Source organism: Corynebacterium atrinae (assembly GCF_030408455.1).
In the GTDB taxonomy this organism is placed as follows: Bacteria; Actinomycetota; Actinomycetes; order Mycobacteriales; family Mycobacteriaceae; genus Corynebacterium; species Corynebacterium atrinae.
The window spans coordinates 1,977,592-2,004,235 of the sequence record NZ_CP046977.1 but is presented as its reverse complement, the minus strand read 5'-3'; the positions used below and the strand labels follow the sequence as shown (position 1 = coordinate 2,004,235).

At 62.8% G+C, this 26,644-nt stretch carries 23 protein-coding genes; 11 read left to right on the top strand and 12 right to left on the bottom strand.

What is annotated here, in order from left to right:
* Positions 1–3: 3 nt before the first annotated feature.
* Genes mcrC through CATRI_RS09760 form a run of 6 tightly spaced genes read right to left on the bottom strand, consistent with a single transcriptional unit; the run spans position 4 to position 7,277 of the window.
* Entirely contained in the window at positions 4–1,056 is a 1,053-nt protein-coding gene (gene mcrC, locus CATRI_RS09785; protein ID WP_290217085.1) for a 5-methylcytosine-specific restriction endonuclease system specificity protein McrC, read from the bottom strand.
* Positions 1,056–3,254, bottom strand: a complete 2,199-nt coding sequence (locus CATRI_RS09780; RefSeq protein WP_290217084.1) for an AAA family ATPase — start codon at positions 3,252–3,254, stop codon at positions 1,056–1,058. Before CATRI_RS09780 ends, mcrC begins: the two co-directional genes overlap by 1 nt.
* Before the next feature lie 35 nt (positions 3,255–3,289).
* Positions 3,290–4,498, bottom strand: a complete 1,209-nt coding sequence (locus CATRI_RS09775) for a benzoate/H(+) symporter BenE family transporter (protein ID WP_290217081.1) — start codon at positions 4,496–4,498, stop codon at positions 3,290–3,292.
* Positions 4,498–5,253 (bottom strand): 3-oxoadipate enol-lactonase, encoded by a 756-nt coding sequence (pcaD, locus tag CATRI_RS09770; RefSeq protein ID WP_290217080.1) that lies wholly within the window; start codon positions 5,251–5,253, stop codon positions 4,498–4,500. Before pcaD ends, CATRI_RS09775 begins: the two co-directional genes overlap by 1 nt.
* Before the next feature lie 11 nt (positions 5,254–5,264).
* A complete protein-coding gene (locus tag CATRI_RS09765) occupies positions 5,265–6,494 on the bottom strand; it encodes an acetyl-CoA C-acetyltransferase (protein WP_290217076.1) in 1,230 nt (409 codons plus the stop codon).
* A gap of 15 nt (positions 6,495–6,509) precedes the next feature.
* Positions 6,510–7,277: an IclR family transcriptional regulator domain-containing protein gene (locus CATRI_RS09760; protein WP_290217074.1), complete on the bottom strand. Its 768-nt coding sequence runs from the start codon at positions 7,275–7,277 to the stop codon at positions 6,510–6,512.
* Between the two features lie 71 nt (positions 7,278–7,348).
* On the opposite strand from CATRI_RS09760, the gene CATRI_RS09755 reads away from it, so the two are divergent.
* The 3 genes from CATRI_RS09755 to clpX all read left to right on the top strand — a co-directional run bounded on the left by CATRI_RS09755 (position 7,349) and on the right by clpX (position 10,120).
* Positions 7,349–8,089: a CoA transferase subunit A gene (locus CATRI_RS09755; protein WP_290217072.1), complete on the top strand. Its 741-nt coding sequence runs from the start codon at positions 7,349–7,351 to the stop codon at positions 8,087–8,089.
* A 2-nt stretch (positions 8,090–8,091) separates the two neighbouring features.
* The gene (locus CATRI_RS09750) at positions 8,092–8,760 is read left to right on the top strand and encodes a 3-oxoacid CoA-transferase subunit B (RefSeq protein ID WP_290217071.1); all 669 of its coding nucleotides are present in this window, start codon (positions 8,092–8,094) and stop codon (positions 8,758–8,760) included.
* A gap of 67 nt (positions 8,761–8,827) precedes the next feature.
* Positions 8,828–10,120 (top strand): ATP-dependent Clp protease ATP-binding subunit ClpX, encoded by a 1,293-nt coding sequence (gene clpX, locus CATRI_RS09745; protein WP_290217069.1) that lies wholly within the window; start codon positions 8,828–8,830, stop codon positions 10,118–10,120.
* A gap of 10 nt (positions 10,121–10,130) precedes the next feature.
* Here the strand turns inward: clpX and CATRI_RS09740 are convergent, their stop codons facing one another.
* A complete protein-coding gene (locus tag CATRI_RS09740; RefSeq protein WP_290217068.1) occupies positions 10,131–10,898 on the bottom strand; it encodes a TetR/AcrR family transcriptional regulator in 768 nt (255 codons plus the stop codon).
* A 325-nt stretch (positions 10,899–11,223) separates the two neighbouring features.
* Between CATRI_RS09740 and CATRI_RS09735 the strand changes: the two genes are divergently transcribed.
* Positions 11,224–12,201 carry a malate dehydrogenase gene (locus tag CATRI_RS09735; protein ID WP_290217065.1) on the top strand — a complete coding sequence of 326 codons (978 nt, stop codon included), beginning with the start codon at positions 11,224–11,226 and terminating at the stop codon, positions 12,199–12,201.
* Positions 12,202–12,285: 84 nt separating this feature from the next.
* Positions 12,286–13,791, top strand: a complete 1,506-nt coding sequence (locus tag CATRI_RS09730) for an Hsp70 family protein (protein WP_290217063.1) — start codon at positions 12,286–12,288, stop codon at positions 13,789–13,791.
* A gap of 45 nt (positions 13,792–13,836) precedes the next feature.
* On the opposite strand, the gene CATRI_RS09725 is transcribed toward CATRI_RS09730, so the two are convergent.
* Positions 13,837–14,874, bottom strand: a complete 1,038-nt coding sequence (locus CATRI_RS09725) for a hypothetical protein (protein ID WP_290217060.1) — start codon at positions 14,872–14,874, stop codon at positions 13,837–13,839.
* A 55-nt stretch (positions 14,875–14,929) separates the two neighbouring features.
* Between CATRI_RS09725 and CATRI_RS09720 the strand changes: the two genes are divergently transcribed.
* Genes CATRI_RS09720 through CATRI_RS09710 form a run of 3 tightly spaced genes read left to right on the top strand, consistent with a single transcriptional unit; the run spans position 14,930 to position 19,586 of the window.
* Positions 14,930–17,644: a valine--tRNA ligase gene (locus CATRI_RS09720; RefSeq protein WP_290217058.1), complete on the top strand. Its 2,715-nt coding sequence runs from the start codon at positions 14,930–14,932 to the stop codon at positions 17,642–17,644.
* A complete protein-coding gene (gene folC, locus CATRI_RS09715) occupies positions 17,641–19,176 on the top strand; it encodes a bifunctional tetrahydrofolate synthase/dihydrofolate synthase (RefSeq protein ID WP_290217056.1) in 1,536 nt (511 codons plus the stop codon). Before CATRI_RS09720 ends, folC begins: the two co-directional genes overlap by 4 nt.
* Positions 19,173–19,586 (top strand): DUF4233 domain-containing protein, encoded by a 414-nt coding sequence (locus tag CATRI_RS09710; RefSeq protein WP_290217054.1) that lies wholly within the window; start codon positions 19,173–19,175, stop codon positions 19,584–19,586. Before folC ends, CATRI_RS09710 begins: the two co-directional genes overlap by 4 nt.
* Here the strand turns inward: CATRI_RS09710 and CATRI_RS09705 are convergent.
* Genes CATRI_RS09705 through CATRI_RS09695 form a run of 3 tightly spaced genes read right to left on the bottom strand, consistent with a single transcriptional unit; the run spans position 19,583 to position 21,389 of the window.
* Positions 19,583–20,050: a carboxymuconolactone decarboxylase family protein gene (locus tag CATRI_RS09705; protein ID WP_290217052.1), complete on the bottom strand. Its 468-nt coding sequence runs from the start codon at positions 20,048–20,050 to the stop codon at positions 19,583–19,585. The two genes, CATRI_RS09710 and CATRI_RS09705, sit on opposite strands and share 4 nt — an antisense overlap.
* Positions 20,047–20,367, bottom strand: coding sequence for a GNAT family N-acetyltransferase (locus CATRI_RS09700; protein ID WP_290217050.1), 321 nt, complete (start codon positions 20,365–20,367; stop codon positions 20,047–20,049). Before CATRI_RS09700 ends, CATRI_RS09705 begins: the two co-directional genes overlap by 4 nt.
* Complete coding sequence (locus CATRI_RS09695) at positions 20,367–21,389, bottom strand: pirin family protein (protein WP_290217048.1); 1,023 nt, start codon at positions 21,387–21,389, stop codon at positions 20,367–20,369. Before CATRI_RS09695 ends, CATRI_RS09700 begins: the two co-directional genes overlap by 1 nt.
* 65 nt (positions 21,390–21,454) lie before the next feature.
* Between CATRI_RS09695 and CATRI_RS09690 the strand changes: the two genes are divergently transcribed.
* Together CATRI_RS09690 and ndk are read left to right on the top strand one after the other, a co-directional pair.
* Positions 21,455–21,802: a hypothetical protein gene (locus CATRI_RS09690; RefSeq protein WP_290217046.1), complete on the top strand. Its 348-nt coding sequence runs from the start codon at positions 21,455–21,457 to the stop codon at positions 21,800–21,802.
* A 54-nt stretch (positions 21,803–21,856) separates the two neighbouring features.
* Positions 21,857–22,267, top strand: coding sequence for a nucleoside-diphosphate kinase (gene ndk, locus CATRI_RS09685; RefSeq protein ID WP_047253588.1), 411 nt, complete (start codon positions 21,857–21,859; stop codon positions 22,265–22,267).
* Positions 22,268–22,717: 450 nt separating this feature from the next.
* Here ndk and CATRI_RS09680 read toward each other — a convergent pair whose 3' ends face one another.
* Positions 22,718–23,347, bottom strand: a complete 630-nt coding sequence (locus CATRI_RS09680) for a hypothetical protein (RefSeq protein ID WP_290217043.1) — start codon at positions 23,345–23,347, stop codon at positions 22,718–22,720.
* 501 nt (positions 23,348–23,848) lie between these two features.
* Here CATRI_RS09680 and CATRI_RS09675 point away from each other — a divergent pair.
* Positions 23,849–26,575, top strand: a complete 2,727-nt coding sequence (locus CATRI_RS09675; protein ID WP_290221093.1) for a translation initiation factor IF-2 N-terminal domain-containing protein — start codon at positions 23,849–23,851, stop codon at positions 26,573–26,575.
* Positions 26,576–26,644 lie beyond the last annotated feature (69 nt).

Sequence of the window (26,644 nt, the reverse complement as noted above, 5' to 3'; positions counted from 1 at the left end):
GTACTACTTCTCGAGCCAGGTGAGCACGTGCTCCAGCTGAGTCGCGAGATGTTCCCACGGCCGATTGAGGTCGAGAGTCTGCGCTCCAATGCGATTTCCTTGAACAGTGATGTCAAGATCAGGCTGCTGAACAGCGTCGGTACGCGCGTAGAGTACGAGTCCGCTAACTGAGCCATCGCGATCCACATCCGAATTCTTCACATAGCTCAGCATTTGATAGAGGTGGGATGAGTGCACTGTTGCCTTGTTCCACCTACCCATCTGCATTGACTGGCTGTAAAACTTCGCGTCGATGATGAGGGTGTGCTGTCCATTGCGGAGTGTGACATCGGTATACATCGTTGGCAGCTGCTCGGCTCCGAGCGCGCGCTCGTCGTCGTAGTCCCAGGCGACAGACGGCGCGCTGGGAGAGAGCTCCGGATGGTGGAACGCGTAGTACTCAAGCAGAAACCGCTCATACAACCTATTCATCGCTTCATCCGAGATCCACGAAGCGAGTTTGGTAGATCCGGGGTCATTCGTTGGTAGAAGTCCCCGAACTACGAGTTCACATACTCCCAGGAGCAAACGATAGTTGGCATTAGCTCGGTGGTAGGTGAGTGCTTCCCACCGGATTGATCTGGGAGCGACGAGACTGACCTCATCCAGGTAGGGCAGGAGTCGACGTAGTGCGTCTCGGCGGGGTTGGTCAACATCCCCATGCCGGATGAGGAACACGATGATGGATTTCAGCGCCTGGTTGTGCGGAGTATCGGATCTGTACTCATCAAACTCGCACACCAGTCGTCCTTTGACTGCAGAACGAGTGGCGACCGTCCCAGCGATGTCGATCCGACCGCGAACAGTGGGTAGTTCGTCGCTGAGGTGCAGATAGTCGCGGTGGATTCCGCGCTTGACCTGGGATCCGACACCACGCACGAGGATCTCCGAGAACAAATCATGAAGATGCTCGAATGGTTCAGCTGCCATCGAGGCATGACCTTCACTACGGATTGCCCGAAAGGCATACGCCATCATCACGTACACGTTGCGGATGGAAACTGAGCTAGAAGCCATCAGAGTGCAGCTCGAAGAATGCCCGACCACTCTTCTGCCTTGGTCGGTTCGTCGAACCAATATTCGTCAATTAATGGGATGAGCTCATCCTCTACGACGGACTGGAGCCAGTCATCGTCGAGGTCCCCTGATGCAGAGCTGGACATGAAGCTGTGCCCGATAGCGAAACCTTGGCCTAATGCTGGGTCAGCGGAAATGACCTTGTTGAGGTCAATGACAGCCTCGACGAGGCGGTCGAGTATCGGGCTATTGACGGAGCGTTGCCAATTGACGAAACCGTCTGAGGTGAATCCCGGTGGCATCTCAAAGAATCCGAATCGACGGCGTAAGGCGTAGTCAAGCACCGCCAGGCTCCGGTCGGCTGTATTCATCATCCCGATGATGTGGACGTTGGCGGGCACGGAGAATCTCTCGTTCTTGTACAGCAGGCGAATATCCTGACCGCGCTTGTCGGCTTCAATAAGCATGAGTAGCTCACCGAAAATCTTGGAGATATTCCCGCGGTTGACCTCGTCGATGATGAAGAAGTACGGACGCGTGGTGTCATCAGCCCGGGCTTTCTCGCAGAATCGATAGAATGGTCCTTCCGCCAGCGTGAAGCCACCCACCTCTGTGGGGCTGTAGCCCATTACGAAGTCCTCGTATGAGTAGCTCTGATGGAATTGAACCATCTGGACCCGGCTCTGGTCTTTCACACCCATCACTGAGTAGGCCAAGCGCTTCGCGGCAAAGGTTTTGCCCACGCCGGGTGGTCCTGCGAGGATGACGTTTTTCTTCCGGGTCAGTAGGGAGCGCAAGCGTTCGTAGCGTTCTTCGGAAAGATAGACCTCTTGCAGGAAGGCTGCCTGATCGTAGGTCGGAACTGAGTCCGGAGTATTCGGCAGCTCCGGCTCATCCTCTCCGGTGATCAGTTCCTCCAGCATCTCGACGTAGTCCTGTTTGGCTGTGATGTCAGTGAGCGTCTTTGTAGACGCATTGCCGGGGTGTGCCCACAAGCCGCTATGGGTCCACTTCACTGATCGGATGTGTGGGTAGGAGGCCTCATCCTCTTCATATCGAGCATCGGAAGTTACCTCGCCCCTGCCGACAATTTCTTGCCGTCCGCGTTTGGCGTAGATGATGTCACCGACGGCGATGTCATTCTGGAACTGCCACAAGGCGAGGGCATCGTTGGTTCTCGATACGCCAGTTTCACCATCGTCGAGGGCTCGGCGAATCGCTTCCTGGCTCGGGTAATCGGCGAGGTCACCGAGCTTCTCCCACCCAACGGCCATGATGCCGTCGGAAGAGAACTCCTCCCATTTCGATGCCTGAGGTCCAGGAGAATAAAGCCAGTAGTGGCGCGGGCGGGGCTCCGCCAGCTCATTAGTGGTGGGGTTTGTTTGGGGTGAGTCCCATAGTTCGCGCACTCCGGGAGTCCAGAAGTGGAACGGTTCCTTGATTTCGGGGGCTAAGGCAGCGCGGATGGCCAGGAGATCGCGATCAATCGATTCAGGGTCGCTACCCGAAGCGCCACCGATTCGATCGGCAATTGCATCACGAATCTTCTTCTTCATCGAGGCTGAGGAAATCGGCTCAAAGGTAGATGGGCGCGCGAGGAACTGCAGCACATTGCGGATGGTGGGTCTGTCAACTCCGGAGGAGAGCATGGTTCGCTGCAGCTCCCATGGATCAGCAGTCGCCGCCTCCCTCTTTACGTCAGATAGCTTGTTCCATTCGCGCACGAAGGTGGACACCCAAATGAGGTGGCGCCACAAATCGCTGTTATACCAGGGTCCTGGTTCGAACCCGGCAATTCCGGCAGGGCGGTCGAGCCATGAGGACATTGCTTCGGGGATCGGAGGAGGAGGATCCAGCTGGGACAGTACTTGGTTAACGTGGTCTCGCCTAGTTTGAGGTAGAGCCGAGCGCAGCCCATGCTCGCGCAAAAAGACAATTTCGGCCGCCAAGAGAACAACTTCCCGGGAGGCACCGTCGAGCTGCAGGGCAAGTTTTTGCCACTGGGTGCGATCTTTGCCGGAGATCGGATTGTCCTCTATCCGCGCACGAAGCTCTTCGGCCGCCGCTGCCGTCCAAATGGTCGTCGTCGGTTCAATCAATGATCGACCGTCTCCCAACATCTGGGTGATGATCGGGCTTACCTCGCGGCCCATTTCCATGTCAGGAGCGGGACGTGAGGCTTCGAGTTTGTCAGGCATGGTTCAAGTCTGCCCGATGGCACTCGCTACTTCGACTAACCCCGATCCAACAGCCACCCCACCACCCCTCCGAACACGAGCCCCCAGAACGGCGCAGTGATGCCCAACAGGGTGAGTTCAGAGACGGTGATGAGGAAGCAGACGAGGGCGCCCGTCGAGAAGCTTCCTTTGAAGCCTGCGAGGAAGGCGTTGCGGAGGGGGATGAGCATGGCGACGCCGGCGAGGGCGGCGATGAAGGAGGCTGGCATGGCCAGCATGAAGCCGACGAAGGCGGGGGAGATGAGGCCGACGAGGATGGCACCGACGGCGGTGACCATGGCGGCGGTGTAGTGGCGTTCTTTGTGGGGGCTGGAGACGATGAGGGCGTTGGTGGGGCCGGTGAGGCAGGTGGAGGTGGTGCCGAGGAGGCCGAGGGGGAGGGACCAGAGTCCAGAGGCGGCGGCGGCGAGGTTGACGCCGGGGCGGTGGCCGGCTGCGCGGAGGACGGCGGTACCTTGGCCGTTTTGGACGATGACGACGGTGATGGTGAGGGGGATGACGAGTTCGGCCATCGCGGCGAAGGAGAAGGTGGGGGTGGTGAGGAGCGGTGAGGCGATGATGCCGTTGTCGAGGGCGCCTGGGGAGAGTTCGCCGAGCAGGAGGACCGTGATGGTGCCTACGACGGCGGCCACCGCGACTGGTGGCGCGACGGCGGCTGCCCGGGGGAGGGCGGTGAGGAGGAGAAAGACGAGGACCATGGGGAGGGCGATGAGGGGGGCGTCGATAAGCGCGTAGACCAGTTCGAGGCCGAAGCGTAGGAAGATTCCGGCGACCATGGCCATGACGATAGTGGCGGGGAGCCAGGCCATGAGGCGGCCGATGAGTCCGCTCCAGCCGAGGAGGAAGACGAGGACGCCGGTGACTAAGTAGGCGCCGACGACCTCGGAAAATGTGAGGCGGGTGAGGGCGTCGCCGACGATGATGGTGCCGGGGATGGTCCAGAAGTACGCCTGGGGGCTGCGGTAAGACCAGGTGAGGAAGAGGGTGAGCAAGCCGTTGCCGAGGAACGCGCCGAAGATCCAGGAGCTGGTTTGCGCGGGGGAGAGGTTGCCGGAGGCCGCCGCCGCCAGGATGACGGCGATCGGCCCGGAGGCGGAAAAGAGAAGCGCCACGAGCCCGTTGCCGAATTCTTGCGGCCCCAGATCGCGGGCGATCTCGCGGAGCGTCGGTCGACTCAGCTGTGGGCGTTCGATGGCGCCGATCATTAGCTCAGGAACTCCTTGAGCAACTGGTTCACCTCGGAGGGGCGTTCCACGGTGGGGACGTGGGCGGCAGGGGAGAGGACTTCCACGCGCGCGGGGCCGCTGACGCCATCGGCGATCTCTTGCAGGATGGCCGGCGGGGTGGAGGGGTCGTCGGCTCCGGCAATGGTCATAGCGGGGACAGCGATCTCCCCGAGGCGGGAGCGGAAGTCCCACTCGGCGAGGGCTTCGCAGGCGGCGATGTAGCCCTCGTCGGAGGTGGCGGTGATCATGCGGAAGAAGAAGTCCGTGGTGGCGGGCTTGGTCTGAAGGAATCCGGGGGAGAACCAGCGGTCGACGATGGCTCCGGCGATCGAGGGCAGGCCGTTCTCGCGGACGGCGGCGGCGCGCTCGAGCCAGGATTCGGAGGTGCCGAACTTGGCGGCAGTGCACATGAACACGGCCTTGTTCACGCGCGAGCAGGTCGCCGCGAGGTATTGGGCGATGGCGCCGCCGAGTGAGAGTCCCACGACAGAGAACTTCTCGACGCCGCGGGAGTTCAGCGTTTCCAGCACGTCATCGGCCATGTCGGCCACCGTGCAGGGGCCAACGAGGACGGGGGAGCGGCCGTGTCCGCGATGATCGACGGCAATGACGCGGTGAGTGGTGGAGAGTTCGTCGAGCTGGGGCAGCCACATGTCGGTGGTGGAGCCGAGCGAGCCGATAAAGACGATCGTCTCCGGGCCGGAGCCAAATTCGACAGAGTGCAGGATAGGCATGATGTTCTCCTCTAGGGCTTATCGACGACCGCGGCCAGGCCCTGTCCGCCACCAATGCACATGGTGACCAGGCCGGTGCGAGCGTCGGGGTTGCGGGACATGTTGTGGGCCATGGTAACTAGCATGCGGGCGCCGGTGGCGCCCACCGGGTGGCCGAGGGAAATGCCGGATCCGAGCGGGTTAAGTCGGGGATCGTCGGCTGGGATTCCCCACTCGGCTAGGACGGAGAGGGCTTGGGCGGCGAAGGCCTCGTTGAGTTCGATGAGGTCGATGTCGTCGAGCGTGAGGCCGAGGCGGGAGAGCACCTTGGCGGTGGCGGGGACGGGGCCGATGCCCATCGCCTCCGGGGCGACACCGGCGACGGCCCATCCACGCAGCACGAGCATGGGCTCGAGGCCAAGTTCAGCAGCCTTGGCGCGGGTGGTGACGATCATCGCCGCGGCCCCGTCGTTTTGGCCAGAGGCGTTGCCGGCGGTCACGGTCGCCTCAGCATCCGAGCGGCCAAGCACCGGGCGCAGTTTCTCCAATTTCTCCAGGGAGGTGTCGGGTCGGGGGTGTTCATCTTTGCTCACCACCACGGGCTCCCCCTTGCGTTGGGGGACGGCGACGGGGACGATCTCGGCGTCGAAAAGCATGCTGCCCTGAGCCGCGACGGCGCGGGCATGGGAGGCCACCGCCATCTCGTCCTGGGCTTCGCGGCTGATACGAAAGGCGCGGCGAAGGTTCTCGGCAGTCTCGATCATGCCGCCGGGGATGGGGTGGTGCTTGCCACCAGCGGATTCTCGGCCCTCGGCGAGTCGATCGCGCAGGACGAGGTCGCCGCCGCGTACTCCCCAGCGGATGTCGGGGGTGACGGAGTATTCGGCCCGGGACATGGATTCCGCGCCACCGGCGATGATGAGGTCGGCGGCCCCGGCGGCGATGTGCGCGGCAGCGGTGGCGACGGCCTGCAGGCCGGAACCGCAGCGCCGGTCGAGCTGCATGCCGGAGACGGAATCGCCGAGCCCGGCGTCGAGGGCGACCACGCGACCCAGGGCGGGGGCGGAACCGGCGGGGGAGGCCTGACCGAGGATGATGTCATCGATGTCCTCCGGGCGAAGGCCAGTGCGTTCGACAATGGCTGTGACCACGATGGCGGCCAAGTCCTGGACCGGAACGTGAGCGAGGGCGCCGCCGTAGCCGCCGACGGGGGTGCGCAGCGGGGAGCAGAGGACGATGTCGGAGGGGGAGGTGGGAGACACGTGGAGGAGGCCTTTCTAGAACAGTTCGGTGGCGGCGAGGTCGGCGGTGATGTGTTCGGCGGTATCGATGAGCGCGGGTAGGAAGGTGCGGTGGAGTTCCTCCAGGTCGTGAACCACCGTCTGCGTGGAGATGTTCACGGCGGCGACGACCCTCCCCTGCGGGGAGTAGACGGGGGCGGCCAGCGACCGCAGACCTGGTTCGAGTTCCTGGTCGACGATGGCCCAACCCTGCTCGCGCACGCGTTGGAGTTCGGCGCGGAGCTCGGCGGCGTCGATAAGCGTGGCGGGGGTGAGTGCCCGCAAGTCAACCGCGGCGAGGTAGGCATTGAGCTCCTCCTCCGTCATCCCCGCGAGGATGACGCGGCCCATGGAGGTCGCGTACGCAGGGAAGCGGGTGCCAATGGTGATCGAGACGGTCATAATTCGGCGCACCGGCACACGGTTGACGTAGACCACGTCCGAACCATCGAGCACGGACAGCGAGCTGGATTCTCCGACGTGCCGGGAAAGCTCTTCGAGGCGGGGCTGAGCGATGGCGGGCAGCCCCAGGCCAGACATGTAGCTGTAGCCGAGTTCGAGGACGCGGGGGGTGAGCCAAAATTCGTTGCCATCGGTTCCGGCGTAGCCGACGGTGACCAAGGTGTGGAGGAAGCGGCGGGCGGTGGCACGGGCTAGGCCGGTGGCTTCGGCTACCTGGGCGAGGGTCTGGCGGGGCCGGTCGGCGTTGAAGGTGCGGATGACCGAGAGGCCGCGGACCAAGGATTGGACGTTGGGAGTTTCCATATCCGAGATTCCTTTCTGGTCGCATAGTGAACGCTTGTGCAGTTCGTGAACGCCAGTGTACAGTCTGGCTCATGCTTGACAAGACCCTCCCCTCCATCGACGCCGCCGTCGCCGACATCCCCGACGGCGCCTCCATCGCCGTCGGCGGCTTCGGGCTGGTCGGCATCCCCGCCCGGCTTATCGACGCCCTCCGTGCCCAAGGTGCGAGCGACCTCACGGTCATCTCGAACAACCTCGGCACCGATGGCTTCGGGTTGGGGTTGTTGCTCGCCGACAAGCGGATTTCCACCTCCATCGGCTCCTACCTCGGCTCGAACAAGGAATACGCCCGCCAATACCTGGCCGGCGAACTCACCGTCGAGTTCACCCCACAAGGCACCCTCGCCGAACGCCTCCGCGCCGGTGGCGCGGGGATTCCCGCCTTCTACACCACCGCGGGCGTCGGCACGCAAGTCGCCGAAGGCGGACTCCCGCAGCGCTACTACGCCGACGGCAGCGTCGCTGTCTACTCCGAACCGAAGGAAACCAGGGTCTTTGACGGCCAGGTCTACGTGCTCGAGGAATCGATCCGGGCCGATTTCGCTTTAGTCCACGCCCACCAGGGGGACCGCTACGGCAACCTCGTGTTCAACAAGACGGCCATGAACTTCAACCCCGACGCCGCGATGAGCGGGCGCATCACCATCGCCCAGGTCGAGCACCTCGTCGACGTCATCGACCCCGAGCGAGTCGACCTGCCCGGCATCTACGTCGACCGCGTCGTTGAGGTCGGGCCCCAAGAAACCGGCATTGAAAACAGGACGGTGAGCTAACCATGACCTGGAGCAAGCAACAGATGGCGGCGCGCGTGGCCACGGAATTGCGCAACGGCCAATACGTCAACCTCGGGATCGGCATGCCCACCCTCATCCCCGGATACCTGCCCGACGGACTGGAAGTGGTGCTGCACTCCGAAAATGGAATCCTCGGCGTGGGGCCCTACCCCGCCGACGCCGCAGTAGACCCCGAACTCATCAACGCCGGCAAGGAAACCATCACCATCACCGAAGGAGGGTCCTATTTTTCTTCCTCCGATTCCTTCGCCATGATCCGCTCCCGCGCCATCGACGTCGCCGTCCTCGGCGCCATGGAAGTCTCCCAGTATGGTGACCTCGCCAACTGGATGATCCCCGGGAAAATGGTCAAGGGGATGGGTGGAGCGATGGACCTCGTGCATGGCGCCAAGCAGATCATTGTGATGATGGATCACACCACCAAAATGGGCGAGTCCAAGATCTTGCGGGCCTGCCTCCTGCCGCTCACCGGGGCCACGTGCGTCGACCTCATCGTCACCAACTACGCCGTCTTCACTGTCGATCCAATCGAGGGCCTGACGCTGGTGGAATGCGCCGAAGGGGAGTCCGTGGAGTCCGTCCGAGCGGTCACCGAGGCTGATTTTGCGCTGGCTGAAGGCCTTTTGGGCGAGGCACCCGACACGGTTTGACCGGGCTACTAGAGTGGGTAGAACTTAGCTCACCTCTGCCTACAGCGAAGCGAGACCAACGACCGATATGGCACACATGCAAGAAAGCGCCGACCTGCTCAAGTGCTCCTTCTGCGGGAAAAGCCAGAAGCAAGTGAAGAAACTCATCGCCGGCGGTGGGGTCTACATTTGCGACGAGTGCATCGAGCTGTGCAACGAGATCATCGAAGAAGAGCTCGGTGCCCAGGAAGCCGCGGAGAAGAAGGAAGACAAGCTCCCACGCCCGTCGCAGATCTCCTCCTTCCTGGACAATTACGTGATTGGCCAGGACAAAGCCAAGCGCATCCTCGCTGTCGCCGTGTACAACCATTACAAGCGAATCCGCAGCGATGACAACGGCGGCGCGAGCGCTTCAATGTCCAAGCGGAAGTCGAAGAAGGACGAGGTGGAGATCGCCAAGTCCAACATCCTCCTCCTCGGCCCGACCGGATCTGGCAAGACTTATCTAGCCCAAACCCTGGCCCGAATGCTGGATGTGCCCTTCGCCATCGCCGACGCCACCTCCCTCACCGAGGCCGGCTACGTAGGCGAGGACGTGGAAAACATCCTGCTCAAGCTCCTCCAGGCCGCCGACTTTGATGTGCAGCGTGCCCAGCGCGGCATCATTTACGTTGACGAAGTGGACAAGATTTCCCGCAAGTCCGACAATCCGTCTATCACGCGCGACGTCTCCGGCGAGGGCGTGCAGCAGGCACTGCTCAAGATCCTCGAAGGCACTGTCGCGTCGATCCCGCCGCAGGGCGGGCGCAAGCATCCGAACCAGGAGTTCATCCAGCTCGATACCTCCAACATTCTCTTCATCGTCGCTGGTGCCTTCGCCGGACTTGAGAAGGTCGTGTCCGAGCGAGTGGGCAAGAAGGGGATCGGCTTCGGCGCAGAGATCGAATCCGCCTCCGACCGCGAGTCGCAGGACATGTTTTCCCAGGTCCGCCCCGAAGATCTGGTCAAGTTCGGCCTCATCCCCGAGTTCATCGGTCGCTTGCCCGTCGTGGCTACCGTGGACAACCTCGACGCCTCCTCCCTGGTCAAGGTGCTCACCGAGCCGAGAAACTCCCTGGTCAAGCAGTACGAGCGCCTCTTCGAGATGGACGATGTTCGCCTCGTCTTCGCGCCCGGCGCCATGGAAGTCATCGCCGAGCTGGCCTTGGAACGGGGGACCGGAGCCCGAGGCCTTCGCGCCATCATGGAGGAACTGCTGGTGCCCATCATGTTCGACATTCCCGATCGGGAGGACATCGACCAGGTAGTCATCACCGCCGACGTCGTCCGCGGGGAGGCAGAGCCGGAACTCGTGTTGGTGGACAAACAGGAGACTGCTTAGACACCTCGGGCTATTCGGTGTCGTAGACACCCAAGCCTGAGGACTGCTCCTCGTCGCTGACCCGGTCAGAGACGAGGTAGCTGTCGTGTCCGTTGTTGGACAGGTTCGAGGTCAAAAACGCGAGGATCGAATCGACCGTTAGTCGGCGAATCCCGGCAGTATTGTCCTCGCTCGTCGTATCAACGTCGAAGATGCTCACCATGAAGTCGCGGTGGCTGACGCGGAAAAACGTCAGCGACCACAGCAGGTAAAAGAGGTCATCGGCGGAGATACCAGGCCGGAAGGCCCCGGAATCTTGGCCAATCATGAGGAGTTTGTCCAAGAGGAGTAAGACCTCGGAGTGCTTAGCCATCGTTGATAGCTCGGTGACATTGAGCACATCATGCAAGCACTCCAGCGATAACACTCGCACTGATTCCGGGTTGGTGGACATCTTCGAGTACACGGCATTGACGAGTTTGGTTACCCCCTCCACCGGCACGCTCGAGTCGATATCAACGTCCTGCGCGGTGGGGTGAATCCGATCGAAGGCCTCGACGATGCAGCGCCGGTAGAGGCCTTTCTTATCACCAAAGTGATAGTGGATCATCCGCTTGGACATGCCTGACTTCTTGGCGATGGAATCCAGCTTGGTTTCCTGGAAACCCTCTTTTGCGAACTGCTGAAGGGCGATGTCGATGACCATATCGACGGTCGCGGCATCAACAAGCTGGCTGTCAAACGCGCCGTCAAGCCCACGGGGGCTTGATTCCTCTGCTGCTATGTCGTTGATGTGCATGCCGATGTGGCCTTTCGCTGGGATTTCTTGAAATTGTGGTTCGAGTGCTCGGGGCTGTGGTGCTACTGGTGATTCTGCTGTGGATAGCGCTTATAACCAGACATTGGTCTGATGTCCTTTCAGAGGTCCATCGTGCCCGAAATGGGCGGCCAGTGTTATGAATTCGCAACCTTCCCCAATGCCCTCCCCTGAAACGCGACATGCGGGCAGGTCAATGCGTAGGTTCCCGCAGCCGCCTATCCCTTTTCGGGGGTGGCAGGCCGGGAAGGGCAATGTCGGTAGACTGGTCGGCGCTAGTGCATTTTCCGCACGAAAGGAATCCTCGATGACTGTGTCCCCCAAGAAGATCGTCGTCACCGGTGCCGCCGGTAACATCGCCTACTCGTTGCTGTGGCGTATCGCCGCCGGTGACGTCTATGGCGACGCCACCCCCATTGAGCTCTCCCTCCTCGAGATCCCTCAGGCCGTCGGCAAGGCCGAGGGTGTTGCCATGGAGCTGTCCGACTCTGCCTTCCCGTTGCTGCACAACATTCAGATCACGGATAAGGCTGAGGAGGCTTTCGACGGTGCCAGTGCCGCTTTCCTTGTTGGGGCTAAGCCGCGCGGTAGGGGTGAGGAGCGGGCTGACCTGCTCGCCAACAATGGCAAGATCTTCGCACCACAGGGCGCAGCCATCAACGACCATGCCGCCGATGACATTCGTGTCCTCGTCGTGGGCAACCCTGCCAACACCAACGCTCTGATCGCGCAGCAGTCCGCCCCGGACGTTCCGACCGACCGCTTTACCGCCCTCATGCGCTTGGACCACAACCGTGCGCTGTCTCAGCTGGCCGCCAAGCTCGGCGTAGCCACCACGGACTTCGACAACGTCGCGGTGTGGGGTAACCACTCCGCCACCCAGTTCCCGGACCTGACGTTTGCCACCCTCAACGGTGAAAAGGTCATCGACCTGATTGACCACGACTGGTACGTCAACGAGTTCATCCCGCGCGTGGCCAACCGCGGCGCCGAGATCATTGAGGTTCGCGGCTCTTCCTCCGCCGCTTCTGCTGCTTCTGCTGCCGTCGATCACATGCGTGATTGGATTCAGGGCAGCGAACGGTGGGTGTCCGCCGCAGTCGTCTCCGATGGTTCCTACGGCATCGATGAGGGCCTCGTCGCCGGTTTCCCGACGGTTGCGCGTGACGGCCACTGGGAGATCGTCCAGGGCCTCGACCTCAATGACTTCCAGCGTGAGCGCATCGCCGCTAACGTCGAGGAGCTCAAGGCCGAGCGCGAGGCTGTCGCTAGCCTGTTGAAGTAGAAAAAGTAATTCGTCTGTCAGCCTCACCCGGACCCCAGCTTGTCGGTCCGGGTGAGGTTTTCGCTGTGGAGTAGGGTCAGGTTCATGCGTTTTGGGATTGATTTCGGCACAACCCGCACCGTCGTCGCCGCGGTAGACCGTGGGAACTACCCGCTGGTCAACTTCATGGACGCCAACGGCGACGCCCAGGATCACATTCCTTCCGTCGTCGCCCTCGACGGTGATCGACTGTTGGCCGGCTGGTCAGCCGTGTCCCGGGACTACCCCACGTTGGCCCGTTCCTTCAAGCGCCTGCTCGGTTCTCCCGATGTCACCGCTGATACTCCGGTGGACCTCGGTGATGAGTCACGGCCCCTGGGGGAAGTGCTGTGCACCTTCGCCACCGGGGTCATCGAGGCGCTGCGGGAGTATCAGGCAGCGTTAGATGACACCTCCGATATTGAAATTATGCTCGGCGTCCCCGCGAACTCTCGTTCCGCGCAGCGCCTGCTCACCCTCGATGCCTTCACCCGCGCGGGCGCGAACGTCCTCGGTTTGGTCAACGAACCCAGTGCCGCGGCCTTCGAATATTCTCATCGCCACGCCCGGACGCTGACCGCGAAGCGCTCGAGCGTCATCGTGTACGACCTGGGCGGAGGCACCTTCGATGCCACCTTGGTGCGCATCGATGGGCACCAGCACGACGTCGAGAATTCGCTGGGTATCAGCCACCTGGGCGGCGATGATTTTGATGAGATCCTGGCAGACATGGCGCTGGGTATCGCGGGGCGCGATGCCGATGCCTTCGGTCGTCGCGCCCGCCGCCGCCTACTCGACGAGGCCCGCACCGCCAAGGAGCAGCTCAAGCCGCAGTCGCGTCGCCTCGTGTTGGAAATCAGCTACGAGGACATTGTCGTCGGGGTGCCGGAGTTTTATGACGCCGTGACCCCGCTGGTCGAGCGCACCCTTGACGCGATTCGCCCCCTGGTCGGGTCGTCGGAATCACTGACCGACACGGACGTCGCCGGAGTCTACTTGGTCGGCGGAGCCTCCTCGCTGCCGTTGGTGCCGCGCCTACTGCGGGAGCGGTTTGGGCGTCGTGTGCACCGCTCGCCGCTACCCACTGCTTCCACTGCGGTGGGTCTGGCTATCGCCGTTGATCCGACATCCGGGTATTTGCTGCGCGATCGGCTTTCCCGCGGGGTCGGGGTCTTCCGGGAACGCGACGGCGGTCGAGGAGTTAGCTTCGATCCGTTGGTTGCCCCCGGCACCCGTCCCGATTCTTCGGGCACGATCCGCATCACCCGCCGCTATCGGGCGGCACACAACGTTGGCTGGTTCCGCTTCGTGGAATACTCCGCGTTGGATGCCTCCCGCGATACCCCGGGTGACCTGGCGCTGATCGCCGAGGTCCTCGTCCCCTTCGATGTGGCTCTGAAAGACGTCGCCGACCTCACCCAGGTTCCCGTGGAGCACAGCGATATATGGCCGGAGGTTGAGGAGACCGTCACCATCGACCCCGACGGCATCGCCTCCATCCGCATCGACGTCCCCTCCCAGGGGATTTCCGTTCTCGCTAACGTCTCCCTGGCCGGGAGAGGTGCGGATTAGTCCACAGGTGACCTGCAAGAAAATCCATCTCAACACCCGCAGGGCTCAATCGCGGTGATCGAACGTCTCGCGGAGCGCGCTGCCAAGCTCGTCGACGACGGGGCCTAGGTGTTCGGCTTGACGTTCCCGGTCACCCGCGGCGGTGGTGGCCATGTAGAGGCTGGCGAATCCGCCGAGCACCCAGCTCACCTTCACTAGCGTGCCGGAGATCGCCAGCGGCCCGAGTTTGACCAGGACCGCCGGGGCGCCGGTCCACAGTGCGATGGTGGCCTGGGGGACCGCCGTCAGCCCGAGGATGAGGAAACCGACGAACACGAGCATTCCGAAGAAGCTCGCCTGAGCCAGGTACACCGTGGCGGCGTTCCACCGGATGTTGAGCTTGATGCGGAAGGGCAGCTTTCTTTCGACTTCCTCCAGCACGAGCTGGGTGTGGCGGTTGACCGTGACCACGCAGACGACTGCGCCGACCGTCCAAAGCAGCAGCGCCACCGTCAGGGCTTGATTGACGTTCCAGGCCGTGCCCAGCTGCCAGAGGTTCGAGTTGAAGAAGAAAAACAGGAAGGCGACAAGCAGCAGGGGCAGGTAGGCCATGCTGTGTCTCAGGGAGTCGGGGATCTCGCGCACCGCTCGCAGGGAAGTCCACAGCATCAGGTGGGCCCAGCCGCTATAGGTGAGAAGAACCACGAACCCCACCCATGCCGCACTCGCGAGGAGGGGAAAGCCCAGGACTAGCGGCGCGACCACCGACAACACCAGCAGCGCCAGCGCGGCGATCAGGCTTGGCTTCTCGGGCAGGTATCGCAGGATCAGCCAGAAGCATAGTGGCGCGAGGGCTACCGCGAAGAAGCTGATGAGCAAGGGAAGGAAGAGGTTGTCCAGCACGGCACCCTGATCGGCCGCCCCATAGAGCGCTTCCCAGTCCTCTTGGTTCAACGAGTTGGATAGCACCGTATCCACGACCGTGCCTACCGCGAAGAGGCTGGCTCCGGGGGCACTGCGCTGCGCCAGATGCTGGGCGCGGTCGCGAGCAGGGACAGCGGCAGGCAGTCCTGCGATCCACAGAAGGCGGGAGGTCGAATTCACCTGCTCATTCTAAACCGGTCAGGCGTGGGCCGAGCCGTGTGGCCTGAACGCTAAGATGGGGCGCGTGACTGAGCAAACTATGGGGCAAACAATGGGCCAAGACCGCAGCGGCGCGCTTCCGAAATCGTGGGATCCCCAGGCGGTGGAGTCCGATCTCTACCAAGGGTGGGTGGATGCTGGTTATTTCACCGCTGATCCCGCTTCGGAGAAGCCGGCCTATTCGATTGTCCTGCCGCCGCCCAATGTGACTGGTCAGCTGCATATGGGGCACGCGCTGGACCACACTCTCATGGATAGCTTGGTGCGCCGCAAGCGGATGGAGGGCTTTGAAGTCCTGTGGCTTCCAGGCATGGACCATGCGGGTATCGCGACGCAGACCAAGGTCGAGGCGATGCTCAAGGAGACCGAGGGCAAGGATCGCTACGACTACGGCCGCGAGGAGTTCATTGCCAAGGTTTGGGAGTGGAAGGAGCAGTTCGGCGGCACGATCACGGATCAGATGCGGGCGATCGGCGATTCCGTCGATTGGTCCCGCGAGCGCTTCACCCTCGACGAGGGCTTGTCGCGCGCCGTCCAGACGATCTTCAAGGAACTCTTCGACCGCGGCCTCATTTACCGCGCCAACCGCCTGGTCAACTGGTCCCCGGTCCTCGAGACGGCCGTCTCCGACATCGAGGTCGTGTACCAGGACGTCGAGGGCGAGCTCGTCTCCTTCCGCTATGGCTCCATGAATGATGATGAGCCGCACATCGTCGTCGCCACCACCCGGTTGGAAACAATGCTTGGCGACGTCGCTGTGGCCGTGCACCCGGACGATGCCCGCTACGCGGACCTCGTCGGGCAGACCCTTCCGCACCCCTTCCGCTCGGATCTGTCGCTGGTCGTCGTAGCCGACGACTACGTGGACCCGGAGTTCGGCTCCGGTGCCGTGAAGATCACCCCGGCTCATGATCCCAATGACCACGCCCTCGGCCAGCGCCACAATCTTGATATGCCGTCGATCATGGACAAGACCGGCCATATCTGCGACACGGGCACTCAGTTCGATGGGCTCAGCCGCGAGGAGGCGCGCGTCGCCGTGCGCGAGGCTCTCGCCGAGCAAGGTCGCATCGTCAAGGAGATCCGCCCCTACGTCCACTCCGTCGGCCACTCGGAGCGTTCCGGCGAGCCGATTGAGCCGCGCCTGTCCCTGCAGTGGTTCGTCAAGGTCGACGAGTTGGCCCAGATGGCTGGAGATGCCATCCGCGAAGGCGACACCGTGATCCACCCGCAGAGCATGGAGCCGCGGTACTTCGACTGGGTGGACAACATGCACGATTGGACGATTTCTCGCCAGTTGTGGTGGGGCCACCGCATCCCGATCTGGTACGGCCCCAACGGCGAGGTTGTCTGCGTCGGCCCGGACGAACAGGCCCCGGAAGGGTATGAGCAGGACCCGGATGTCCTCGACACGTGGTTCTCTTCCGCACTTTGGCCGTTCTCCACCATGGGCTGGCCGGAGAAGACCCCGGAGCTGGAGAAGTTCTACCCCACGACCGTCTTGGTCACCGCGTATGACATCCTCTTCTTCTGGGTCGCCCGCATGATGATGTTTGGCACGTTTGCGTCCACCATCACCCCGGACATCCTGGGGGAGGGCCGCGACGGACGCCCGGAAGTCCCCTTCGACAACCTCTTCCTCCACGGCCTCGTGCGCGACGAGTTTGGCCGCAAGATGTCCAAGTCCCTGGGCAACGGCATTGACCCGATGGATTGGGTCGAGCGTTTCGGTGCGGATGCCCTCCGATTCACCCTGGCCCGCGGCGCCAACCCGGGCGTCGATTTGCCGGTCGGCGAGGATGCCGCCCAGTCCTCCCGCAACTTCGCCACGAAGCTGTTCAACGCGACCAAGTTCGCCCTCATGAACGGCGCCGAAGTGGGCGAGCTGCCCCCGCGCGAGGAGCTCACCGACGCCGATCGCTGGATCCTCGATCGCCTGGAGCAGGTGCGCGGGCAGGTGGACGGCTACTTCGACAACTACCAGTTCGCCAAGGCGAATGAGGAGTTGTACCACTTCACGTGGGATGAGTTCTGTGACTGGTACTTGGAGATTGCCAAGACCCAGATCCCGCGCGAGGGCTTCAGCCAGGAAGGCCGCAACACCCAGCTGGTCCTCGGCCGCGTCCTCGACGTCGTCCTGCGCTTGCTCCACCCAGCCATGCCATTCGTTACCGAGGTGTTGTGGAAGGCCTTGACGGAGCAGGAGTCCATCGTCTTGGCCTCCTGGCCCACGGTCGAGGAAACGAACCTCGGGGCGGCGACGGATGAGGTGGCAGCTCGCCGTATCGCGGATGCGGAAAAGCTCATTACCGAGATTCGCCGTTTCCGCTCTGACCAGGGTGTCAAGCCCTCGCAGAAGGTACCGGCCGCCCTTGATTTTGCCGCCGCCGACCTGGAATCCCTGGAGACCGCAGTGCGCTCCTTGGCCAAGGTCGAGGCTCCGGGCGAAGACTTCGCGGAGTCAGCCTCCCTGGAGCTGCGCCTGTCGCAGGCGACGATCACCGTCGCGTTGGATACCTCCGGCACCGTCGATGTCGTCGCGGAGCGCAAGCGACTGGAGAAGGACTTGGCCGCCGCGCACAAGGAGTTGGAGGGTACCGCTAAGAAACTCGGCAACGAGGCGTTCTTGTCGAAGGCCCCGGACGCCGTCGTCGATAGGATCCGCACTCGTCAGCACGTTGCCCAGGAAGAAGTCGAACGCATCACCGCCCGCTTGGAGGCCCTGAAATGAGCAACGAAGAAGAGCGCGAAGAGATCCTCGCCAACGCTGCCGACGATGAAGACTTGGAAGACTTGGACGTCCTTAACGACGCCGTCGAAGTGACGGACCAGGGATTAAAGCTCAACATTGAGCTCGGGGACGTCGAAAAGCCGGCAACGGTGGAGGTCACCCCGCAGGACCTCGCCGAGCTGATGCTGGCCGACGCCGAGCTGGATACCCGCTGGCCAGAGACCAAGATCGACCCGTCGCTGGAGCGCATCGAGATGCTCATGGACCTTTTGGGGTCCCCGCAGAATTCCTACCCAGCCATCCACGTCGCCGGCACCAATGGCAAGACGTCGACGGCACGGATGATTGAGTCGCTGCTGCGCGCCTTCCACCGCCGCACCGGGCGCACCACCAGCCCCCACCTGCAGCTGGTGACCGAGCGAATCGCGATCGATGGCGCCCCGATTCACCCCCGAGATTTCGTCCGCACGTGGAACGAGATCAAGCCCTTCGTCGAAATGGTCGATGAGCGCCTCGGCCGGATGTCGAAGTTCGAGGTTCTCGTCGCGTTGGCGTACACCGCGTTTGCGGACACGCCGATCGACGTCGCCGTCGTCGAGGTGGGCATGGGCGGGCGCTGGGATGCCACCAATGTCATCCAATCTGACGTCGCCGTGATCATGCCCATTGGCCTCGACCACACCGACTACCTCGGCGACACGATCGAGGAGATCGCGGCGGAAAAGGCCGGCATCATCAAGGCCCGGTGGGACCTCGATGACCTGCTCACCCCGCCCGATAACGTCGCCATCGTCGCCGAGCAGGACCCCGCCGCCATGCGCGCCATCCTTGAACAAGCAGTGCTTGCCGACGCCTCCGTGGCGCGCGCAGGCGTCGAGTTCGGCGTCGTCTCTTCGACGGTCGCCGTCGGCGGCCAGCAACTCACCCTCCGTGGGTTGGCGGGCGAATACGAGGATATTTTCCTGCCGCTGTCCGGGGAGCACCAGGCTCGCAATGCGGCCGTCGCGCTCGCCGCCGTCGAAGCCTTCTTTGGCGCCGGGGCCGGACGTACCCTCGACATCGCCTCCGTGCGCAACGGCTTCGCGCAGGTCACCTCTCCAGGTCGACTTGAGCGGGTGCGGACATCGCCCTCGACGTTTATCGACGCCGCCCACAACCCCCATGGCGCCCGCGCCCTCGGGCAGGCGCTGGAGCGTGACTTCAACTTCAACCGCCTCGTCGGCGTCGTCGGTGTCCTGGGGGATAAAGATGCCCGCGGCATTCTCGAAGCACTAGAGCCCTACCTCTCCGAGATCGTGGTTACCCAAAACTCCAGCCCCCGCGCATTGGACGCCTACGACCTCGCCGACATCGCGCGCGAGATCTTCGGCGAGGAGCGCGTCCACGTCGACGACACCCTCCCCGGTGCCTACGCCCTGGCAGTCGAACTCGCCGAAGACGCCGACATTCAGTCCGGGGCGGGCGTGGTTATCACCGGCTCCGTCGTCACCGCAGGCGAGGCCCGCACCTTGTTTGGAAAGGACCCCGCATGAGCAACCCGGAGTTCGGCCCCCTCGGCCCAGGCCACGAACCCGCCAAGGACCCGATGAAGGGAATCCGCGGGGTCATGGCGGGCACGCTGGTCCTTGAAGCGATAACCATCTGGCTAGCCCTGACTGTCATCCTGCGCGTCGATGACGGCGCCTATTGGACCACCTTCAACTGGGTCGCTATCACCGCACTCGGTGCCGCCCACCTCATCATGGCATTCCTGCAGCGCTTGCCGTGGGCTCTGCCCGTTAACCTCGCGCTGCAGGTGTTGCTCCTGGCAGGCGTGTTTATTCACCCCTCAGTGGGCATCATCGCCATCATCTTCATCATCGTGTGGTGGTACCTCCTTCACCTGCGCTCCACCCTCATCGAAAGGATGAAGCGCGGGCTGCTGACCACCCAGCACCTCTAGTGCTTCCGCGGCCTAATCACCGGGTGCCCAGAAGCAATAGACACCCGGTTGAACGCGTTGATCATGATGATCGCCCACTCCAGGGCGGCAACCTGTTCCTCCGCGAACACCTCACAGGCCTCGACGGCGGCGAGGCTAATCTCACGATCCTGGGGTAGCAACGTGAGTGCCTCCGCCAACTCCAAGGCCGCGCGCTCCTGCGGGCTGAACTCCTTGACCATCCGCCACGCACTCAACGTGTCGAGCTTGAACTCCTCCACACCAGCCCTCCGGGCCGCCGGGACGTGAATGGACAGACAGGTGGCACAACCATTGAGTTGGCTGACGCGGATGTTGACCAGCTCGATGAGACCAATGGGCAGATCCACCTCGGGGAACAGCTCCCGCAGCTTCCGGGTCACATCCCCCAATTCGCGATAGATCTCTGGATAGAACTTGTCCAGGTACGGGGCCGAATGACTCATCGAAGGTGCTCCTGCAGCCACGTCAGGTCAGCCGGGGTGGGCTTGCGCCACTCGATGTCATGCTCTTCGGTCTGCAACCACTTGAGCACAAACGGGCAGACAGCGACGATAGAGAAACCCTCGGCAACCGACGTGGCCAAGGCTTCCGAGGTGATGATGCCAGCCAGGCCGCGCCCACCGAACGCCTCATCGATCTCGGTGTGGAAGAAGATGCGCTCGGCATCATGATCCCGGTAGTGCGACGACCCCGCAGTCTCCCCGTCATCGGTGATGACAAAACGGCGGCGGTCAGTCTCTTGAGTAACGGACGTGTTCATTAGATTCTCTCCTCTGGTCGGGCAACCGAGTCTGGATTGATGCGGGGCCTAATTCGGGAATGGGGCAATTCGGGGGCAGGCAACCACGACAAGCCGTCTGCGTGGTGGCCAATGTATCCGTAGGTGTGACCGAAGCGCTCGTCCTGCGCCTGCCACTGCTCGCGGAATTGCTCAATCTCCTCGTACTCGCGGCCGATGAAGTTCCACCACATGAGGATGTTTTCAGTGAAGGGCTCACCACCGATGAACACCATCCGCGCAGGCGTATCACCCGTATTGCGGATGCGCAGATGCGTTTCCCCGGTACCCGTGTACGCCAACTCGCCGCGGGCGACGGGAACGCCTTCTAACTCGACCTCGCCGGCGTCGACAAGCAAACCATGCTCGAAGCTGACATCGACGTCGAAGCCGACCGTCGCGCCCGCAGCGAGACGGATCTCGGCGCCGACCAACGGCGTAAACGTGGTAACCGGCGAGGTATCGCCGAAGAGCGTGCCGAGGAACACCAGCGCCTGCCCGCCCTCAAACTCGATCGTCTCCGGCGCATGATGGTCAAAACGGCGCGGCCCATGCCGGTGCGCCTCCGGCAGCGCAGTCCACAACTGCACCCCATGCAACGTCGTCGTCTCCTGCGTCGACACCTCCGAATGGCAAATTCCCGCCCCTGCTGTCATGAGATTGACCTCACCGGGGAAAACCACCGCGTGATTGCCTCCCGAATCGTGGTGGGAAATCGTGCCTTCGAACAACCACGACACCGTCTGCAGGCCCGTATGTGGATGCGGTGCGACATCCATGCCGCCCGAAGCAGACACGTCATCAGGGCCGTAATGATCCATGAAACACCACGCCCCAATGAGGCTGCGCTGCTTTTGCGGCAATGTACGACGTACTGTCATCGCACGGGGACCACCCAGTGGCACCTCGCGGGCAGTGATGATCTCGACCTTCGCACCATCGGGACAATGTGGGGGAGAAGGAGCGAGGTTCAGCTCCTGAGGGTTCGGATTAGCATCAGACATAGAGCCATTTTACGCGGCATTTGTGGGCACGTCCGCAAAGTCACCCCTGGGTTAAGATGAGGCCCATGCGCGCCGTTTACCTCGCCCTTGCTGCCACCTTCTGCCTAGTAGCCATCGTTGTCCAACTCATCGACGGCTCTCCCAAGATGGCCGGCTCTGACTTCCTCGCCTACGCCAACTTCCTAGCAGTCGTATCGCTCCTGGCCGCCGGAATATTCCTCGTCCTTGGGTTGAAATCGACAGCAGCAGTTTCTCAGCCGGAAACGATCACGCTAGACGAAAAGAAGAAGGCGATCCTGCAGCCAATGCTCGACCGGGGTGACGAAGGCGCAGCCGTCCGCCAGGTACAAATGTGGTTCCGCGGTTCCACCCCAGAAACCGCGCGCGAAGCCGTCCAAGAGCTGAAGGAATAACTTAATAGGCCAGCACATCGCGGTAAGAACACCCCTCCGGTAGAGTAGCCAACCATGACTGAACGCACTCTCATCCTCATCAAGCCGGACGGCGTCAACAACGGCCACGTCGGCGAGATCATCGCCCGCATCGAGCGCAAGGGCCTCAAGCTCGCCGCCATGGACCTGCGCGTCGCCGACCGCACCACCGCCGAGCAGCACTACGCCGAGCACGCCGACAAGCCTTTCTTCGGAGAGCTCGTCAACTTCATCACCTCCGCTCCGCTCGTCGCCGGCATCGTCGAAGGAGAGCGCGCCATCGAGGCATGGCGTCAGCTGGCCGGCGGCACCGACCCCGTCTCCAAGGCCACCCCGGGCACCATCCGCGGCGACTTCGCCCTGACTGTCGGCGAAAACGTCGTCCACGGCTCCGACTCCCCGGAATCCGCCGAGCGCGAAATCGCCATCTGGTTCCCGAACCTCTAAGCCTGCCTAGCTTGCGTGCTACTAGCCCCTCTTCGGAGGGGCTTTTTCGCGCCCGCGGGGTTGAGTACGGGTGATCGCGACGGGTTGATTGCGACCTGAGCGCTTCGCGGGGTGGGAATCCGCAGGTCGCGTTTGAGCGGCGGGCGGAAATTGGGCTTCAGGTCGGGAGGGGTCGTGATCGCGACGGCCTGTTCGCGACCTGAACGCTTCGCGGGGTGGGAATCCGCAGGTCGCGTTTGAGCGGCGGGCGGGAATTGGGCTTCCGGTCGGGAGGGGTCGTGATCGCGACGGCCTGTTCGCGACCTGAACGCTTCGCGGGGTGGGAATCCGCAGGTCGCGTTTGAACAGCGGGCGAAAAATCGGCTAAAAGTCGAGAGAAGGGCGTCGCGATCACGGATTTCGAAGGTTTCGGCCCCAGGTTCTCCGGGCGAGTGAGGAACAGCCCGGCGGCTAGACCCTGAGTAGGCCGGCCTCTTCGATCACTCGAACGCCGACTTTGGTCAGGTCAACCAGGTGACGGGAGATGTCGTCGCCGGAATCGAAAGTGGAGACGCCGACGAGCCCCGCGCGGTAGAGCTCGGTGGCTTCCTCCTTGACCTGCTCGTTGGTCTGGCCCGTGATCTCGGCGATCTTCCACACCCGGACGCGTATTCCATCGACGGCGCCGATTGTGAGCAGGGCTTCGAGGATCGGTCGGTGGTGGGCGGCGACGCCGAGGCGCTCGGAGGTGGCATAGGCGGGGGTGGTGTCGGCGAGGGTTTCGCGGATGAGCAACGTGGCTTCTTGTTGGGTGCGGCTACCAGCGGACCGCAAGGAGAGGAACATCGACCCGGCAATTGCGAAGAAGGTCACGGCGATGGCGAGAGTGGTCGGGAGGACCTCGAAGAAGATGCCGGAGAAGGCGATCATGGGGAAGGGGAGGAAGAATACGAGGTTGTTTTTCCATGAACCCTTGAAATTGAGCGGGAGTCGGCTGGATTCCAGGCCCGAATTCCAATCTTTGCGCGGCACCACCAAAAGGCAAATGGCGACGAAAACTACGACGGCTGCCAATAGCCACCACCACATTCGCAGCTGCATGAGGACGCAGATTAAGCCGAGACCGGCACTCAATATCGCCGAAGAGGTGAGTCCGAATGGGTGAGAGGTATTTAACATCGCCATGTTCCCAGCCTAGGTCGTACCGCAGTTTCTTGGCAGGGTGTGGAACAATGGCGAACAGGTTGTGCTGTAGGCACGCTTGTTTGTTCCAACTGAATAGAACACACCACCACAGATTTTTCGGTTTGCCCCTGTGCGGCGGCGGCGATGATATTCGCCAGCGCCCGGGGGACAGATCGGCCAACAATTACAGGAGTATTCGTGGCTGATTCCACAGATCCCACCGTGTCCAATGAACCTGCGGAGCAGGAGCAGGCGCCGAAGAAGCGCCGGGTAGCTCGCAAAGCGGTGAAGAAGACCGCCAAAAAGACCACCAAGAAGACCACTAAGAAGGCCGCTAAGAAAGCAGTAAAGAAGGCCCCGAAGAAGGCACCCGCGCTTGCTTTCCCTGATTTCGATCGGGAGCAGCTGGGCGCGAAGGTGCGCGTCCATGCCTTGGCCAAGCAGCTGAGCTTGACTTCGAAGGAACTCATTTCCGCGCTGGATGGGATGGGGCTGAAGAAGGTGGCGCAGTCCACGATCTCTCGCGAGGAGGCGCTGGCGTTGTTGGATGCCCTCGCCGCGCCGGACACTAAGCCGGAAACCCCGGAGCCGGAGGCCCCGGCGGAGCCGGAGGAGAAGATCAGGATTCGCGTTCGTAAGAATGTGGAAAACGAGATTCACCAGATCGAGGAGAAGGTCGAGGCTGATCTTGCCGCGGTCGTCGAGGAGCATATCGACGAGGAGCCGCTGGAGGACATTGAGCCCGCGATCACTCCCGCGCCGGAGAGCATTGAGGGTTCTGCCGTCGAGCAGTTCACGCCCGTTTTCATGCCGCCGGGTGCCGCAACGGAGACGCCTGTGGAGGAGGAGACCTCCAACGCTGCTTCTCGACGCCGCCGTCGCGGCCGCCGCGGCGCCAGCCGCGGTCGCGGGGCCGAAGAGGTTGAGGTAGTCGAGGCTGAAGAAGCCGCTGAAGTTGCGGAAGAGCTTCCCGACGAGCCGACTGCTCTGCGTGGATCCACTCGCCTAGAGGCGCAGCGCCGCCGCCGCACTGAGCTGCGCGAGGAGGGGCGGAAGAAGCGTCACATCGTCTCGCAGGCGGAGTTCTTGGCGCGTCGCGAGTCGGTCGAGCGCACCATGGTCGTGCGGGAGCGCGAGCGGCACGATAGCCCAGGCTTGGTTACCCAGGTGGGTGTGCTGGAGGATGAGCTGCTCGTTGAGCATTTCGTGACGTCGGAGGCGCAGGCCTCGATGATCGGCAATATCTACCTCGGACGGGTGCAGAACGTGTTGCCGAGCATGGAGGCAGCTTTCATTGACATCGGGCAGGGCCGCAATGGTGTGCTCTATGCCGGTGAGGTCGATTGGAAGTCCGCGGGCCTCGGTGGGCGTAGCCGCCGGATCGAGCAGGCTCTGAAGTCTGGTGATCAGGTGCTCGTGCAGGTGAGCAAGGATCCGCTCGGCCATAAGGGTGCTCGGTTGACCACGCAGATTTCGCTGGCGGGTCGCTACCTCGTTTATGTGCCGGGTGGCCGCAGCGCGGGTATTTCTCGCAAGCTTCCCGGGCCGGAGCGGGCTCGTTTGAAGGAGATCCTCACGAAGGTCGTGCCCGGCCAGGGCGGGGCGATCATTCGTACCGCAGCTGAGGGTGTGTCGGAGGAGGCGATCGCCGCCGACGTCAATCGCCTGCATTCACTGTGGGAGGACATCCGCGCCCGTGCGGATAAGGAGACCCATTCCAAGGGCTCGAAGCCGATCACGATGTACGAAGAGCCGAATATGCTCGTCAAGGTCGTGCGCGACCTCTACAACGAGGACTTCTCGCAGCTGGTCGTCGATGGTGGCCGTGCGTGGAACACTGTTCACGCTTATGTGCAGTCCGTGGCTCCGGATCTGCTCGACCGAGTGGTCAAGTATGACCGGGCCGCACACGGCGGGGTTGATGCCTTCGAGCACTACCGTATTGATGAGCAGATCCAGAAGGCCCTCTCGGAGAAGGTGTGGCTGCCGTCGGGTGGCACGTTGATCATCGAGCGCACGGAAGCCATGACGGTCGTTGACGTCAACACCGGCAAGTTCACCGGTTCCGGTGGCAACCTCGAAGAGACCGTCACGCGTAACAACCTTGAGGCCGCCGAAGAAATCGTCCGGCAGATGCGACTGCGTGACATGGGTGGCATGATCGTCGTCGACTTCATCGATATGGTCCTGCCGGAGAACCAGGAGCTCGTGCTGCGGCGCCTCAAGGAGGCGCTGGGTCGCGATCGCACGCGTCACCAGGTTTCCGAGGTCACGTCCCTCGGCCTGGTTCAGATGACCCGCAAGCGCTTGGGCACTGGCCTGCTGGAGACCTTCTCTACCGAGTGTGAGCATTGTGCCGGCCGCGGCATCATCCTGCACGAGGATCCAGTGGAGGAGCCGCACGATCATCACGAGGACAAGCGGGCTGAGCGCCGCCGGAAGCCGGAACAAGATCCGACTCGTCACCCAGCTGCCGTGGCTATGCAGGAAGAAGACGAGGAGGAGCACGCTTCCATCGAGGAGCTGGCTGCCGCCGTCGTCGTAGACGAGCCGCAGGAGAAGCCGAAGCGTTCGCGTCGTTCCCGCCGCAGCGCCAAGGCGGAGAAGGTGGAGGACAGCTTCGAGAAGATTGTGTCCGACGCCGTGGAACTGGCGGACGCTGAAGATCCGGAGGAGCCGTCGGGTGCCTCCTACGTGCCCGCCGAGGACACGGGAGAAAAGACCTTCCAGCAGGCCGTGGAGGAGTTTGAGACCTCGCCGCGCCGACGTCGCAAGACGCGTGGCAACTCCCGCTCCGATCGTCGCCCGCAGCCGGAGGACTTCCCAGGTTCCGCTTCCACCGCACCGGCCGCCCAGCTTGAAGATGAGAAAGAGCGTTCCGACGCCCGCCGGTCCCGCCGCCGCACCACCCGCAGCAACCGCCCGAACCGGGCGGTCGCCGAGCAGGAAGCACCTCAGCAAGAGGAGAAGTCCGAGGAGACCACGGTTGTTCGGCGGACGCGAGGGCGCCGACGGGTCGTGCGACGCACGACCACCAGTGAGATCCCTGCGCAGGCCCCTCAGGCGGACGTCGATAAGCAAGAGGCGCCGAAGCGTGCCTCTCGTGGGCGCCGCCGAGTGACCCGGCGGACATCCGCTCGTTAGGGCGGCCGGACGGCGGTTTGTCATTTGGCTGGCCCACGGGGTAGTCTTTGACAGTCGCTGTTTCGGGGA

Excerpts from the sequence above, each read along its gene's own strand:
- CATRI_RS09720 (WP_290217058.1), top strand. The coding sequence starts at position 14,930 with ATGGGGCGCGTGACTGAGCAAACTATGGGGCAAACAATGGGCCAAGAC.
- CATRI_RS09710 (WP_290217054.1), top strand. The coding sequence starts at position 19,173 with ATGAGCAACCCGGAGTTCGGCCCCCTCGGCCCAGGCCACGAACCCGCC.
- CATRI_RS09735 (WP_290217065.1), top strand. The coding sequence starts at position 11,224 with ATGACTGTGTCCCCCAAGAAGATCGTCGTCACCGGTGCCGCCGGTAAC.
- CATRI_RS09680 (WP_290217043.1), bottom strand. The coding sequence starts at position 23,347 with ATGCAGCTGCGAATGTGGTGGTGGCTATTGGCAGCCGTCGTAGTTTTC.
- ndk (WP_047253588.1), top strand. The coding sequence starts at position 21,857 with ATGACTGAACGCACTCTCATCCTCATCAAGCCGGACGGCGTCAACAAC.
- mcrC (WP_290217085.1), bottom strand. The coding sequence starts at position 1,056 with ATGGCTTCTAGCTCAGTTTCCATCCGCAACGTGTACGTGATGATGGCG.
- pcaD (WP_290217080.1), bottom strand. The coding sequence starts at position 5,253 with ATGCCTATCCTGCACTCTGTCGAATTTGGCTCCGGCCCGGAGACGATC.
- CATRI_RS09780 (WP_290217084.1), bottom strand. The coding sequence starts at position 3,254 with ATGCCTGACAAACTCGAAGCCTCACGTCCCGCTCCTGACATGGAAATG.
- CATRI_RS09755 (WP_290217072.1), top strand. The coding sequence starts at position 7,349 with ATGCTTGACAAGACCCTCCCCTCCATCGACGCCGCCGTCGCCGACATC.
- CATRI_RS09740 (WP_290217068.1), bottom strand. The coding sequence starts at position 10,898 with ATGCACATCAACGACATAGCAGCAGAGGAATCAAGCCCCCGTGGGCTT.
- CATRI_RS09730 (WP_290217063.1), top strand. The coding sequence starts at position 12,286 with ATGCGTTTTGGGATTGATTTCGGCACAACCCGCACCGTCGTCGCCGCG.
- CATRI_RS09760 (WP_290217074.1), bottom strand. The coding sequence starts at position 7,277 with ATGGAAACTCCCAACGTCCAATCCTTGGTCCGCGGCCTCTCGGTCATC.
- CATRI_RS09750 (WP_290217071.1), top strand. The coding sequence starts at position 8,092 with ATGACCTGGAGCAAGCAACAGATGGCGGCGCGCGTGGCCACGGAATTG.
- CATRI_RS09705 (WP_290217052.1), bottom strand. The coding sequence starts at position 20,050 with ATGAGTCATTCGGCCCCGTACCTGGACAAGTTCTATCCAGAGATCTAT.
- CATRI_RS09690 (WP_290217046.1), top strand. The coding sequence starts at position 21,455 with ATGCGCGCCGTTTACCTCGCCCTTGCTGCCACCTTCTGCCTAGTAGCC.
- clpX (WP_290217069.1), top strand. The coding sequence starts at position 8,828 with ATGGCACACATGCAAGAAAGCGCCGACCTGCTCAAGTGCTCCTTCTGC.
- CATRI_RS09775 (WP_290217081.1), bottom strand. The coding sequence starts at position 4,498 with ATGATCGGCGCCATCGAACGCCCACAGCTGAGTCGACCGACGCTCCGC.
- CATRI_RS09695 (WP_290217048.1), bottom strand. The coding sequence starts at position 21,389 with ATGTCTGATGCTAATCCGAACCCTCAGGAGCTGAACCTCGCTCCTTCT.
- folC (WP_290217056.1), top strand. The coding sequence starts at position 17,641 with ATGAGCAACGAAGAAGAGCGCGAAGAGATCCTCGCCAACGCTGCCGAC.
- CATRI_RS09700 (WP_290217050.1), bottom strand. The coding sequence starts at position 20,367 with ATGAACACGTCCGTTACTCAAGAGACTGACCGCCGCCGTTTTGTCATC.